Below are 12,421 nucleotides of genomic sequence, written 5' to 3' on the forward strand. Positions count from 1 at the left end.
ACCGAATGGCCAGCATCGTGCGATTCGCCACGCGTCGCGCGAGCGGGTTGTTAAAATTGCGGTCATCGTTTAGCCGTCCCTGGTCTCATTCATGTCCCGCGCCCTCGAAATACTCGACGAAGTCTTTGGTTACTCCGCCTTTCGCGGCCAGCAGGGCGAGATCGTCGAGCACGTCGCCGGCGGCGGCGATTGCCTCGTGCTGATGCCGACCGGCGGCGGCAAGTCGCTGTGCTACCAGATTCCCGCGCTGCTGCGCCGCGAGGCTGGCCAGGGCGCCGGCATCGTGGTGTCGCCGCTGATCGCGCTGATGCAGGACCAGGTCGCCGCGTTGAGCGAAGTCGGCGTGCGCGCGGCCTACCTGAATTCGACGCTGTCGGGCGCCGAGGCGGCGGCCACCGAGCGCGCGCTGCGCGAGGGCGAAATCGATCTGCTGTACGTCGCGCCGGAGCGCTTGATGACGGGGCGCTTCCTCGACCTGCTCGAGCGCGCGAAGATCGGCCTGTTCGCGATCGACGAAGCGCACTGCGTGTCGCAATGGGGGCACGATTTCCGCCCGGAATACATCCAGCTGTCGGTGCTGCACGAGCGCTTCCCGTCGGTGCCGCGCATCGCGCTGACCGCCACCGCCGATGCGATCACGCGCGACGAGATCATCCATCGTCTCGCGCTCGACGACGCGCGCGTGTTCGTGTCGAGCTTCGACCGCCCGAACATCCGCTACCGGATCGTCGAAAAGGACAATGCGCGCGCGCAACTGCTCGACTTCATCCGCGCCGAGCACACGAATGCAGACGGCACGACGGATGCCGGCGTCGTCTATTGCCTGTCGCGCCGCAAGGTCGAGGAAACGGCCGAATGGCTGAAGGCGCAGGGCGTGCGCGCGTTGCCGTATCACGCGGGCATGGAGTTCGAGGTGCGGCAGAAGCACCAGGAAATGTTCCAGCGCGAGGAAGGCATCGTGATGTGCGCGACGATCGCATTCGGCATGGGCATCGACAAGCCCGACGTGCGCTTCGTCGCGCACCTCGATTTGCCGAAGAGCGTCGAAGGCTACTACCAGGAAACCGGCCGGGCGGGCCGCGACGGGATGCCGGCGAACGCGTGGATGGCGTATGGCCTCGGCGACGTCGTCCAGCAGCGCAAGATGATCGACGAGTCGGACGCGGACGACGCGCACAAACGCGTGCAGACGTCGAAGCTCGACGCGCTGCTCGGGCTGTGCGAGACGATCTCGTGCCGCCGCGTACGGCTGCTGAACTACTTCGGCGAGGCGAGCCAGCCGTGCGGCAACTGCGACACGTGCCTCGAGCCGCCCGATTCATGGGACGCGACGCGCGAGGCGCAGATGGCGCTGTCGTGCGTGTTCCGCGCGCAGCGCGCGAGCGGCTTCAACTTCGGCGCGAGCCATCTGATCGAGATCCTGCGCGGCGGCCGCACCGAGAAGGTGCTGCAGCGCGGCCACGACCAGTTGAGCACGTTCGGTATCGGCGCGGCGCTGTCCGAGCCCGAGTGGCGCGCGATTTTCCGGCAGCTGGTCGCGTACGGCTACCTTGCCGTCGATCATGGCGGCTTCGGCGCGCTGGTGCTCACCGAGGCCGCGAAGCCGGTGCTGAAGAACGAGGAAAAGGTCACGCTGCGCCGCTACGTGAAGCCGCAGCGCACGCGCCAGTCGTCGAGCCGCAGCGGCACGCGTGTCGACCCGACGGCCGGCATGGGCGCCCGCGAGCGCGCACGGTGGGATGCGCTGCGCGCGTGGCGCGCGGAAACCGCGAAGACGGACGGCGTGCCGGCCTACGTGATCTTCCACGACGCGACGCTCGCCGAAATCGCGCGCAACGCGCCGGAGACGATCGACGACCTGCGCCACATCCCCGGCATGGGCGTGCGCAAGCTCGAGCGCTTCGGCGACGAGATCATCGACGTCGTCGAATCGGCCTGACACAGCGTTCCGACCCCTGCTGTAAACCACCCGGTCGCCCGGAAAATCACGCAAGCCGTTGACTTAGTTGGTATTTCCGGAATATCATGCCGGGTTCCGGTATTCGGTGGGCCGAGTCGCGTTCGACAGTTCGCACCCGATTCGCCGGTTCGGAAGTCAACTGTGCGTCGATTCTCGCTTTGCCCGAAATCGGCGTGCAGATTTTGTTCAATTTCAGGAATAAACAATGCCAACCATCAACCAACTGGTTCGCAAAGGCCGTCAGTCGGAAACGACGAAGAGCAAGAGCCCGGCCCTGCAGGACTGCCCCCAGCGTCGCGGCGTGTGCACCCGTGTGTACACGACGACGCCGAAGAAGCCGAACTCGGCACTCCGTAAGGTCGCCAAGGTTCGTCTGACGAACGGCTTCGAAGTGATTTCGTACATCGGCGGTGAAGGCCACAACCTGCAGGAACACTCGGTTGTGCTGATCCGCGGCGGCCGTGTGAAGGACTTGCCGGGTGTGCGTTACCACATGGTTCGCGGCTCGCTGGATACCCAGGGCGTCAAGGACCGTAAGCAAGCGCGTTCGAAGTACGGCGCGAAGCGTGCAAAGGCTGCCAAGTAAGCAGTTTTTGATCAGGGATCGCCGCAGGGCGGTCAAGGCGGGAGTGCCGGATTGCCGGTGCTGTCGAGTAAGTGGTCACCCGGCCAAGCTGGTTAGTCGTGAAGATGTGATCGGGTTTGTTGGTGGCCGCGGAGCTGAATTCAGCTCCAACTGAACAAGTAAAGGAAGAATCATGCCGCGTCGTCGCGAAGTCCCCAAGCGGGAAGTGTTGCCGGATCCGAAGTTCGGTAACGTTGATGTTGCCAAGTTCATGAACATGCTGATGCTGTCCGGCAAGAAGTCGGTCGCAGAGCGCATCGTTTATGGCGCATTCGAACAAATCCAGACCAAGGGTGGCAAGGACCCGCTGGAAGTGTTCACGGTTGCGCTCAACAACGTGAAGCCGGTGGTCGAAGTGAAGAGCCGTCGCGTTGGTGGTGCCAACTATCAAGTTCCGGTCGAAGTGCGCCCGTCGCGTCGTATGGCATTGGCGATGCGCTGGCTGCGCGAGGCTGCGAAGAAGCGCAGCGAGAAGTCGATGGCCCTGCGCCTGGCAGGTGAACTCTCCGAAGCGGCCGAAGGCCGTGGCGGCGCGATGAAGAAGCGCGACGAAGTTCACCGCATGGCAGAAGCCAACCGCGCGTTCTCGCATTTCCGTTTCTAAGCGCCTGGCTGGGCTGTTTGCGGAAATAAATTCCGGGCGGGTGCGCTTTTCAGGCGCCTCGCCCGTTTGTGTTGAGGCGTGATGCGGCAGGGCTGCATCACGTCATCCCAGTAGAGGATCAAAGTGGCTCGCAAGACTCCTATCGAGCGCTACCGCAATATCGGTATTAGCGCTCACATCGACGCCGGCAAGACGACGACGACCGAGCGCATTCTGTTTTACACCGGTGTGAACCACAAGATCGGTGAAGTCCACGACGGCGCAGCCACGATGGACTGGATGGAGCAGGAACAGGAACGTGGCATCACGATCACGTCCGCTGCTACCACGGCCTTCTGGAAGGGCATGGGCGGCAACTATCCGGAACACCGCATCAACATCATCGACACCCCGGGCCACGTCGACTTCACGATCGAAGTGGAGCGTTCGATGCGCGTGCTCGACGGCGCGTGCATGGTGTACTGCGCAGTGGGCGGCGTGCAGCCGCAGTCGGAAACGGTGTGGCGCCAGGCGAACAAGTACAAGGTGCCGCGTCTCGCGTTCGTCAACAAGATGGACCGTACCGGCGCGAACTTCTTCAAGGTCTACGACCAGCTCCGTCTGCGCCTGAAGGCGAACCCGGTTCCGGTCGTGGTGCCGATCGGCTCGGAAGAAAACTTCAAGGGCGTGGTCGACCTGATCAAGATGAAGGCGATCATTTGGGACGAAGCGTCGCAAGGCACGAAGTTCGACTACGTCGACATCCCGGCCGAGCTCGCGGAGACCTGCAAGGAATGGCGCGAAAAGATGGTCGAAGTGGCTGCCGAAGCCAGCGAAGACCTGATGAACAAGTACCTGGAAGAAGGCGATCTGCCGGAAGCCGACATCGTCAAGGCGCTGCGTGATCGTACGATCGCGTGCGAAATCCAGCCGATGCTGTGCGGTACCGCGTTCAAGAACAAGGGCGTGCAGCGTATGCTCGACGCCGTGATCGACTTCCTGCCGTCGCCGGTCGACATCCCGCCGGTCAAGGGCGAACTCGAAAACGGCGAAGAAGCAGAGCGCAAGGCGTCGGACGAAGAGAAGTTCTCGTCGCTCGCGTTCAAGATCATGACCGACCCGTTCGTCGGCCAGCTGATCTTCTTCCGTGTGTACTCGGGCGTCGTCAACTCGGGCGACACGCTGCTGAACTCGACCAAGGGCAAGAAGGAACGCCTCGGCCGGATTCTGCAGATGCACGCGAACCAGCGTGAAGAAATCAAGGAAGTCCGCGCAGGCGACATCGCCGCAGCGGTCGGCCTGAAGGAAGCGACCACGGGTGACACGCTGTGCGACCCGGCGAACCCGATCGTTCTCGAACGCATGGTGTTCCCGGAGCCGGTGATTTCGCAGGCAGTCGAGCCGAAGACCAAGGCTGACCAGGAAAAGATGGGCCTCGCACTGAACCGTCTGGCTCAGGAAGACCCGTCGTTCCGCGTGCAGACCGACGAAGAGTCGGGCCAGACCATCATTTCGGGCATGGGCGAGCTCCACCTCGAAATTCTGGTCGACCGGATGAAGCGTGAATTCGGCGTGGAAGCGACCGTCGGCAAGCCGCAGGTTGCGTACCGCGAAACGATCCGTTCGACGGCGAAGGATGTCGACGGCAAGTTCGTCAAGCAGTCGGGTGGTCGCGGCCAGTACGGTCACGCGGTCATCACGCTTGAGCCGAACGAACAAGGCAAGGGCTACGAGTTCTTCGACGAGATCAAGGGTGGTGTGATTCCGCGTGAATACATCCCGGCGGTCGACAAGGGTATCCAGGACACGCTGAAGTCGGGCGTGCTGGCTGGCTTCCCGGTCGTCGACGTGAAGGTTCACCTGACGTTCGGTTCGTACCACGACGTTGACTCGAACGAAAACGCGTTCCGCATGGCCGGTTCGATGGCGTTCAAGGAAGCGATGCGCAAGGCGAACCCGGTCGTCCTCGAGCCGATGATGGCTGTCGAAGTCGAGACGCCGGAAGACTACATGGGCAACGTGATGGGCGACCTGTCGGGCCGTCGCGGTATCGTCCAGGGCATGGAAGACATGGTTGGCGGCGGCAAGATCGTGCGCGCCGAAGTACCGCTGTCGGAAATGTTCGGCTACTCGACGTCGCTGCGCTCGCTGACGCAAGGTCGTGCAACGTACACGATGGAGTTCAAGCACTACGCTGAAGCTCCGCGCAACGTGGCCGAAGCGATCATCAGCGCGAAGTCGAAGTAAATCTGTAGCTACCAATCGATTATTTTTTGAAAGAAGAGAATCATGGCAAAAGGTAAATTTGAGCGGACCAAGCCGCACGTGAACGTTGGTACGATTGGTCACGTTGACCACGGCAAGACGACGCTGACGGCAGCGATCACGACGGTTCTGACGAAGAAGTTCGGCGGGGAAGCGAAGGCGTACGACCAGATCGACGCGGCACCGGAAGAAAAGGCGCGCGGCATCACGATCAACACGGCGCACGTCGAGTACGAAACGGCTAACCGCCACTACGCACACGTCGACTGCCCGGGCCACGCTGACTATGTGAAGAACATGATCACGGGCGCAGCGCAGATGGACGGCGCGATCCTGGTTTGCTCGGCAGCAGACGGCCCGATGCCGCAAACGCGTGAGCACATCCTGCTGGCGCGTCAGGTTGGCGTTCCGTACATCATCGTGTTCCTGAACAAGTGCGACATGGTGGACGACGCTGAACTGCTCGAGCTGGTCGAGATGGAAGTTCGCGAACTGCTGTCGAAGTACGACTTCCCGGGCGACGACACGCCGATCGTGAAGGGTTCGGCCAAGCTGGCGCTGGAAGGCGACACGGGCGAGCTGGGCGAAGTGGCGATCATGAGCCTGGCCGACGCGCTGGACACGTACATCCCGACGCCGGAGCGTGCGGTTGACGGTGCGTTCCTGATGCCGGTGGAAGACGTGTTCTCGATCTCGGGCCGCGGTACGGTGGTGACGGGTCGTGTCGAGCGCGGCATCGTGAAGGTCGGCGAGGAAATCGAAATCGTCGGTATCAAGCCGACGGTGAAGACGACCTGCACGGGCGTTGAAATGTTCCGCAAGCTGCTGGACCAAGGTCAAGCGGGCGACAACGTGGGTATCCTGCTGCGCGGCACGAAGCGTGAAGACGTGGAGCGTGGCCAGGTTCTGGCGAAGCCGGGTTCGATCACGCCGCACACGCACTTCACGGCTGAAGTGTACGTGCTGAGCAAGGACGAAGGCGGCCGTCACACGCCGTTCTTCAACAACTACCGTCCGCAGTTCTACTTCCGTACGACGGACGTGACGGGCTCGATCGAGCTGCCGAAGGACAAGGAAATGGTGATGCCGGGCGACAACGTGTCGATCACGGTGAAGCTGATCGCTCCGATCGCGATGGAAGAAGGTCTGCGCTTCGCGATCCGCGAAGGCGGCCGTACGGTCGGCGCCGGCGTCGTCGCCAAGATCATCGAGTAATATCGGCGATCCGCGGATCCCCTCGGGGTCCGCGATTCCGCGGTAAGCAGTTGTGTACCGTAGAAACCGGGTGTCCAGTTCGATCTGGCACCCGGTTTTTCTTTGTGGTGTGCGAATCGCTCTATTGACAAACGCCCACCACAGCGAATTTTCGTGTAGAATCGCGGGCTTAGCAGTGGAAGTACTGTCCGGAACCTGATGCTCGCTCCCCGCTGGTGTCATGTTTCACGTTCTTTTAGTGTCCGGCGATGCAACATCGCCTCGCTCTTTCCAAGGAATTGTCATGCAGCAACAAAAAATCCGCATTCGCCTGAAGGCATTCGACTATCGTCTGATCGATCAATCGGCTGCCGAAATCGTCGATACCGCGAAGCGGACTGGCGCAATCGTCCGTGGCCCGGTGCCGCTGCCGACGCGCATTCAGCGTTTTGACATCCTGCGTTCGCCGCACGTCAACAAGACGTCGCGCGATCAGCTTGAAATCCGCACCCACCAGCGCCTGATGGACATCGTCGATCCGACGGACAAGACCGTCGACGCGCTGATGAAGCTCGACCTGCCGGCTGGCGTCGACGTGGAAATCAAGCTGCAGTAAGGCTTCCAGCGCCGATCGGCATGCCGGGCGGCGCTAAGTCTTTGTATTGCTTGCGGAAATCGAGAAGTCGGGCTATACTGCTTGGCTTTTCGCGTATTCGCGTAAAAAAGTTGGGCCTTGCGTGCCCGGCATTTTGTAAATCAGCCCCGACCAATCGCAGTCGGGAATGGAGAAAATGATGAGCCTTGGACTCGTAGGTCGCAAGGTTGGCATGACCCGTATCTTCACGGCTGAAGGGGATTCGATTCCCGTCACCGTGCTGGACGTGTCGGACAACCGCGTGACGCAGATCAAGACTGTTGAAACCGACGGCTACACGGCCGTGCAGGTTGCATTCGGCTCCCGCCGCGCATCGCGCGTGACGAAGCCGCTGGCAGGTCATCTCGCCAAAGCCGGTGTCGAAGCCGGTGAAATCCTCAAGGAATTCCGCATTGACGCGGCCAAGGCAGCCGAGCTGTCGAATGGCGCCGTGGTCGGTGCAGATCTTTTCGAAGTGGGCCAGAAGGTCGACGTGCAAGGCGTGTCGATCGGTAAGGGCTACGCCGGTACGATCAAGCGTTACAACTTCTCCTCCGGCCGTGCCACGCACGGTAACTCGCGCTCGCACAACGTGCCGGGCTCGATCGGTATGGCGCAGGATCCGGGTCGTGTTTTCCCGGGTAAACGCATGACGGGTCACATGGGTGACGTGACGGTGACGGTGCAGAACCTCGAAATCGCTCGTATCGACGCAGAGCGCAAGCTGCTGCTCGTGAAGGGTGCGATTCCGGGCGCGAAGGGCGGCAAGGTCTTCGTGACGCCGGCCGTCAAGACCAAGGGGGCGAAATAATGGAACTCAAGCTCCTGAACGAAAATGGTCAGGAAGGTGCAGTGGTCAACGCATCGGACGTCGTGTTCGGTCGTGACTACAACGAAGCGCTGATCCACCAGGTCGTCGTCGCATACCAGGCGAATGCTCGCCAGGGTAACCGCGCACAGAAGGACCGTGAGCAAGTCAAGCACACGACCAAGAAGCCGTGGCGCCAGAAGGGTACGGGCCGCGCTCGTGCCGGTATGTCGTCGAGCCCGCTGTGGCGTGGCGGTGGTCGTATCTTCCCGAATTCGCCGGAAGAAAACTTCTCGCACAAGGTCAACAAGAAGATGCATCGCGCAGGTCTCTGCTCGATCTTCTCGCAGCTGGCCCGTGAAGGCCGTCTGTCGGTCGTCGAGGACATCATCCTCGAAGCGCCGAAGACCAAGCTGCTGGCCGACAAATTCAAGACCATGGGTCTCGATTCCGTTCTGATCATCACGGACACGGTCGACGAGAACCTGTACCTGGCTTCGCGCAACCTGCCGCACGTGGCGATTGTCGAGCCGCGCTACGCTGACCCGCTGTCGCTGATCTACTTCAAGAAAGTGCTGGTCACGAAGGCTGCGGTCGCCCAGATCGAGGAGTTGCTGTCATGAGCGAGATTCGCAAGAACGATCATCGTTTGATGCAGGTCCTGCTCGCACCGGTGATCTCGGAAAAGGCGACGCTGGTTGCCGACAAGAACGAGCAAGTCGTGTTCGAAGTCGCACCGGATGCCACGAAGCAGGAAGTGAAGGCGGCTGTCGAGCTGCTGTTCAAGGTTGAAGTTGATTCGGTCAACGTGCTGGTTCAGAAGGGCAAGCAAAAGCGCTTCGGCCGTTCGATGGGCCGCCGCAAGGACGTGAAGAAGGCGTACGTTTGCCTGAAGCCCGGCCAGGAAATCAACTTTGAAGCGGAGGCCAAGTAATCATGGCAATCGTTAAAGTTAAGCCGACATCGCCGGGTCGCCGCGCGATGGTCAAGGTGGTCAACAAGAACCTGCACCAGGGCAAGCCGTTCGCGGCACTGCTCGACTCGCAGAGCTCGACCGCCGGCCGTAACAACAACGGTCGTATCACCACGCGTCACAAGGGTGGTGGTCACAAGCAGCACTACCGTATCGTCGATTTCCGTCGCACGAAGGATGGCATCCCGGCAAAGGTCGAACGTCTCGAGTACGACCCGAACCGCAGCGCGAACATCGCGCTGGTGCTCTACGCAGACGGCGAACGTCGCTACATCATCGCCCCGAAGGGCCTGACCGTCGGCCAACAGCTGATGTCGGGTTCGGAAGCGCCGATCCGTGCAGGCAACACGCTGCCGATCCGCAACATTCCGGTCGGTACGACGATCCACTGCATCGAGATGCTGCCGGGCAAGGGCGCGCAAATGGCGCGTTCGGCTGGCACGTCGGCCATGCTGCTGGCACGTGAAGGCGTCTACGCGCAGGTTCGTCTGCGTTCGGGCGAAATCCGTCGCGTGCACATCGAGTGCCGTGCAACGATCGGTGAAGTCGGCAACGAAGAGCATAGCCTGCGCCAGATCGGCAAGGCTGGCGCGAACCGCTGGCGCGGTATCCGCCCGACGGTGCGTGGCGTTGCGATGAACCCGGTCGATCACCCGCACGGTGGTGGTGAGGGCAAGACGGCTGCAGGTCGCGACCCGGTGAGCCCGTGGGGTACGCCGGCTAAGGGTTACCGCACCCGCAGCAACAAGCGCACGACGACGATGATCGTCCAGCGCCGTCACAAGCGTTAAGGAGTAGGCAATGGCACGTTCTGTTAAAAAAGGTCCGTTCTGCGACGCCCATTTGCTGAAGAAAGTTGAGGCGGCTGCAGCTTCGCGCGACAAAAAGCCGATCAAGACCTGGTCGCGTCGCTCGACGATTCTGCCGGATTTCATCGGCCTGACGATCGCTGTTCACAACGGCCGTCAACACGTTCCGGTGTATATCTCGGAAAACATGGTCGGCCACAAGCTTGGCGAGTTCGCACTGACCCGTACGTTCAAGGGTCACGCAGCCGACAAGAAGGCCAAGAAATAAGGGGCAATCAAGATGGAAGTGAAAGCAATTCATCGCGGTGCCCGCATCTCGGCGCAGAAAACGCGCCTTGTGGCTGACCAGATCCGCGGTTTGCCGGTCGACAAGGCGCTGAACGTTCTGACGTTCTCGCCGAAGAAGGCGGCTGGCATCGTGAAGAAGGTTGTGCTGTCGGCAATCGCGAATGCGGAGCACAACGAAGGCGCTGATATCGACGAGCTCAAGATCAAGAGCATCTACGTCGACAAGGCTGCATCGCTCAAGCGTTTCACCGCGCGCGCAAAGGGCCGCGGTAACCGCATCGAGAAGCAATCCTGTCACATCACTGTGACGGTCGGGAATTAAGGAGCCATACGATGGGACAGAAAATTCATCCGACTGGCTTCCGCCTGGCTGTCAGCCGCAATTGGGCTTCGCGTTGGTACGCGAACAACAACAATTTCGCGGCGATGCTGCAGGAAGACATCGGTGTTCGTGAATACCTGAAGAAGAAGCTGAAGAACGCTTCGGTCGGTCGGGTGGTCATCGAGCGTCCGGCGAAGAACGCGCGCATCACGATTTACAGCTCGCGTCCGGGCGTGGTCATCGGCAAGAAGGGCGAGGATATCGAACAGCTGAAGACGGAACTGCAACGCCGCATGGGCGTGCCGGTTCACGTCAACATCGAAGAAATCCGCAAGCCGGAAACCGATGCTCAGCTGATCGCTGACTCGATCACGCAACAGCTCGAGCGCCGGATCATGTTCCGTCGCGCGATGAAGCGTGCGATGCAGAACGCGATGCGTCTGGGTGCCCAAGGCATCAAGATCATGAGCGCAGGCCGTCTGAACGGTATCGAAATCGCTCGTACGGAGTGGTATCGCGAAGGTCGCGTGCCGCTTCACACGCTGCGTGCCGATATCGACTACGCGACTTCGGAAGCGAAGACGACTTACGGGATCATCGGCGTCAAGGTGTGGGTCTACAAGGGCGATACGCTCGGCCGCAACGACGCACCGGTGGTGGAAGAAGTAGCCGAAGACAAGCGTCCGCGTCGCAATGCGCGTCCGGGCGACCGTCGTCCGCGCCGTGACGGCGAAGGCGGCGCTCCGGGTGCTCGTCGTGGCGCACCGCGCCGTGGCGCCGGCAAGCCCGAAGACGGCAAGACTGGAGAATAACGATGCTGCAACCGAAACGCAGAAAGTATCGTAAAGAGCAGAAGGGTCGTAACACCGGCAAGGCGACGCGCGGCAACGCAGTGTCGTTCGGTGAATTCGGCCTGAAGGCGATCGGTCGCGGTCGTTTGACCGCACGTCAGATTGAAGCGGCGCGTCGTGCAATGACGCGTCACATCAAGCGTGGCGGCCGCATCTGGATCCGGATCTTCCCGGACAAGCCGATTTCGCAGAAGCCGGCCGAAGTGCGTATGGGTAACGGTAAGGGTAACCCGGAGTACTACGTCGCCGAGATTCAGCCGGGCAAGATGCTCTATGAAATGGACGGCGTAACCGAAGAACTGGCACGCGAAGCGTTCCGTCTGGCCGCAGCCAAGCTGCCGCTGAAGACGGCATTCATCGTGCGCCAGCTCGGCGCCTAAGGAGAAAACATGAAGGCTTCCGAACTTCTCCAGAAAGACCAGGCCGCGCTCAACAAGGAGCTGGCGGACCTGCTGAAGGCGCAATTCGGCCTGCGCATGCAACTCGCGACCCAGCAGCTCACGAACACGAGCCAGCTGAAGAAGGTTCGTCGCGACATCGCACGTGTGCGGACCGTCATGACTCAGAAGGCGAACCAGAAATGAACGATAGCGTGAAAACCTCGCTGAAGCGGACGCTGGTCGGTCGGGTCGTCAGCAACAAGATGGACAAGACCGTCACCGTGCTGATCGAGCACCGCGTCAAGCATCCGATCTACGGCAAGTATGTCGTGCGCTCGAAGAAGTACCACGCGCACGATGAAGCGAACACCTACAACGAAGGCGATCTCGTCGAAATCCAGGAAACGCGTCCTGTTTCCAAGACGAAGGCCTGGACGGTGTCGCGCCTCGTCGAAGCTGCTCGCGTCATCTAAGCGGACAGCGCAGTAGGCAGTAACAGGCACTTCTCCACGAAGTGCTTGAAATCGCAAAGTTTTTGCTTGCGGGACCAGGATTATTTGTTATAATCCTGGTCTTCCCTCTTTATGGGAGCCCCGTCGCGGGCGAAGTTGGTGGGGGAAGCGGACTGGCGCCTGCCTGTCCGAAAGATTCACCGAATTGCGATGGCGGGTTTCGTTTGCCGTCGCTGCTGTTCCAACCCAAGCAGCCGATTGGCTGACGGGACCAAGA

The 12,421-nt window shown here is 61.1% G+C and carries 16 protein-coding genes; all 16 read left to right on the forward strand.

The window, feature by feature from the left end; genetic code table 11:
* Nucleotides 1-91: 91 nt before the first annotated feature.
* The 16 genes from recQ (at nucleotide 92) to rpsQ (ending at nucleotide 12,165) form a co-directional block, all read left to right on the forward strand.
* Nucleotides 92-1,939 carry a DNA helicase RecQ gene (gene recQ / locus CFB89_RS01280; RefSeq protein WP_089466457.1) on the forward strand — a complete coding sequence of 616 codons (1,848 nt, stop codon included), beginning with the start codon at nucleotides 92-94 and terminating at the stop codon, nucleotides 1,937-1,939.
* Between the two features lie 226 nt (nucleotides 1,940-2,165).
* Nucleotides 2,166-2,546, forward strand: a complete 381-nt coding sequence (gene rpsL, locus CFB89_RS01290; RefSeq protein ID WP_006400662.1) for a 30S ribosomal protein S12 — start codon at nucleotides 2,166-2,168, stop codon at nucleotides 2,544-2,546.
* A 172-nt stretch (nucleotides 2,547-2,718) separates the two neighbouring features.
* Complete coding sequence (rpsG, locus tag CFB89_RS01295) at nucleotides 2,719-3,189, forward strand: 30S ribosomal protein S7 (protein ID WP_006477195.1); 471 nt, start codon at nucleotides 2,719-2,721, stop codon at nucleotides 3,187-3,189.
* Between the two features lie 123 nt (nucleotides 3,190-3,312).
* A complete protein-coding gene (gene fusA, locus CFB89_RS01300; protein ID WP_044849034.1) occupies nucleotides 3,313-5,415 on the forward strand; it encodes an elongation factor G in 2,103 nt (700 codons plus the stop codon).
* A gap of 42 nt (nucleotides 5,416-5,457) precedes the next feature.
* Nucleotides 5,458-6,648: an elongation factor Tu gene (gene tuf, locus CFB89_RS01305; RefSeq protein ID WP_011350666.1), complete on the forward strand. Its 1,191-nt coding sequence runs from the start codon at nucleotides 5,458-5,460 to the stop codon at nucleotides 6,646-6,648.
* 283 nt (nucleotides 6,649-6,931) lie between these two features.
* Nucleotides 6,932-7,243 carry a 30S ribosomal protein S10 gene (rpsJ, locus tag CFB89_RS01310; protein ID WP_004199280.1) on the forward strand — a complete coding sequence of 104 codons (312 nt, stop codon included), beginning with the start codon at nucleotides 6,932-6,934 and terminating at the stop codon, nucleotides 7,241-7,243.
* Nucleotides 7,244-7,421: 178 nt separating this feature from the next.
* Nucleotides 7,422-8,072 carry a 50S ribosomal protein L3 gene (gene rplC, locus CFB89_RS01315; RefSeq protein WP_006482922.1) on the forward strand — a complete coding sequence of 217 codons (651 nt, stop codon included), beginning with the start codon at nucleotides 7,422-7,424 and terminating at the stop codon, nucleotides 8,070-8,072.
* Nucleotides 8,072-8,692 (forward strand): 50S ribosomal protein L4, encoded by a 621-nt coding sequence (gene rplD, locus CFB89_RS01320; RefSeq protein ID WP_006477192.1) that lies wholly within the window; start codon nucleotides 8,072-8,074, stop codon nucleotides 8,690-8,692. Before rplC ends, rplD begins: the two co-directional genes overlap by 1 nt.
* Nucleotides 8,689-9,003, forward strand: a complete 315-nt coding sequence (gene rplW, locus CFB89_RS01325; protein WP_004199275.1) for a 50S ribosomal protein L23 — start codon at nucleotides 8,689-8,691, stop codon at nucleotides 9,001-9,003. Before rplD ends, rplW begins: the two co-directional genes overlap by 4 nt.
* A 2-nt stretch (nucleotides 9,004-9,005) precedes the next feature.
* Entirely contained in the window at nucleotides 9,006-9,833 is an 828-nt protein-coding gene (gene rplB, locus CFB89_RS01330; RefSeq protein WP_006482900.1) for a 50S ribosomal protein L2, read from the forward strand.
* Nucleotides 9,834-9,843: 10 nt separating this feature from the next.
* Nucleotides 9,844-10,119: a 30S ribosomal protein S19 gene (rpsS, locus tag CFB89_RS01335; protein WP_004199273.1), complete on the forward strand. Its 276-nt coding sequence runs from the start codon at nucleotides 9,844-9,846 to the stop codon at nucleotides 10,117-10,119.
* A gap of 12 nt (nucleotides 10,120-10,131) precedes the next feature.
* A complete protein-coding gene (rplV, locus tag CFB89_RS01340; protein ID WP_004199272.1) occupies nucleotides 10,132-10,461 on the forward strand; it encodes a 50S ribosomal protein L22 in 330 nt (109 codons plus the stop codon).
* A gap of 11 nt (nucleotides 10,462-10,472) precedes the next feature.
* Complete coding sequence (rpsC, locus tag CFB89_RS01345) at nucleotides 10,473-11,273, forward strand: 30S ribosomal protein S3 (RefSeq protein ID WP_006482899.1); 801 nt, start codon at nucleotides 10,473-10,475, stop codon at nucleotides 11,271-11,273.
* 2 nt (nucleotides 11,274-11,275) lie between these two features.
* Nucleotides 11,276-11,692 (forward strand): 50S ribosomal protein L16, encoded by a 417-nt coding sequence (gene rplP, locus CFB89_RS01350; RefSeq protein ID WP_006482873.1) that lies wholly within the window; start codon nucleotides 11,276-11,278, stop codon nucleotides 11,690-11,692.
* A 9-nt stretch (nucleotides 11,693-11,701) separates the two neighbouring features.
* Nucleotides 11,702-11,896 (forward strand): 50S ribosomal protein L29, encoded by a 195-nt coding sequence (rpmC, locus tag CFB89_RS01355; protein ID WP_006400652.1) that lies wholly within the window; start codon nucleotides 11,702-11,704, stop codon nucleotides 11,894-11,896.
* Nucleotides 11,893-12,165, forward strand: coding sequence for a 30S ribosomal protein S17 (gene rpsQ, locus CFB89_RS01360; RefSeq protein WP_006477189.1), 273 nt, complete (start codon nucleotides 11,893-11,895; stop codon nucleotides 12,163-12,165). Before rpmC ends, rpsQ begins: the two co-directional genes overlap by 4 nt.
* Nucleotides 12,166-12,421 lie beyond the last annotated feature (256 nt).

This window comes from Burkholderia sp. AU16741 (assembly GCF_002223345.1).
Taxonomy (GTDB): Bacteria; Pseudomonadota; Gammaproteobacteria; order Burkholderiales; family Burkholderiaceae; genus Burkholderia; species Burkholderia sola.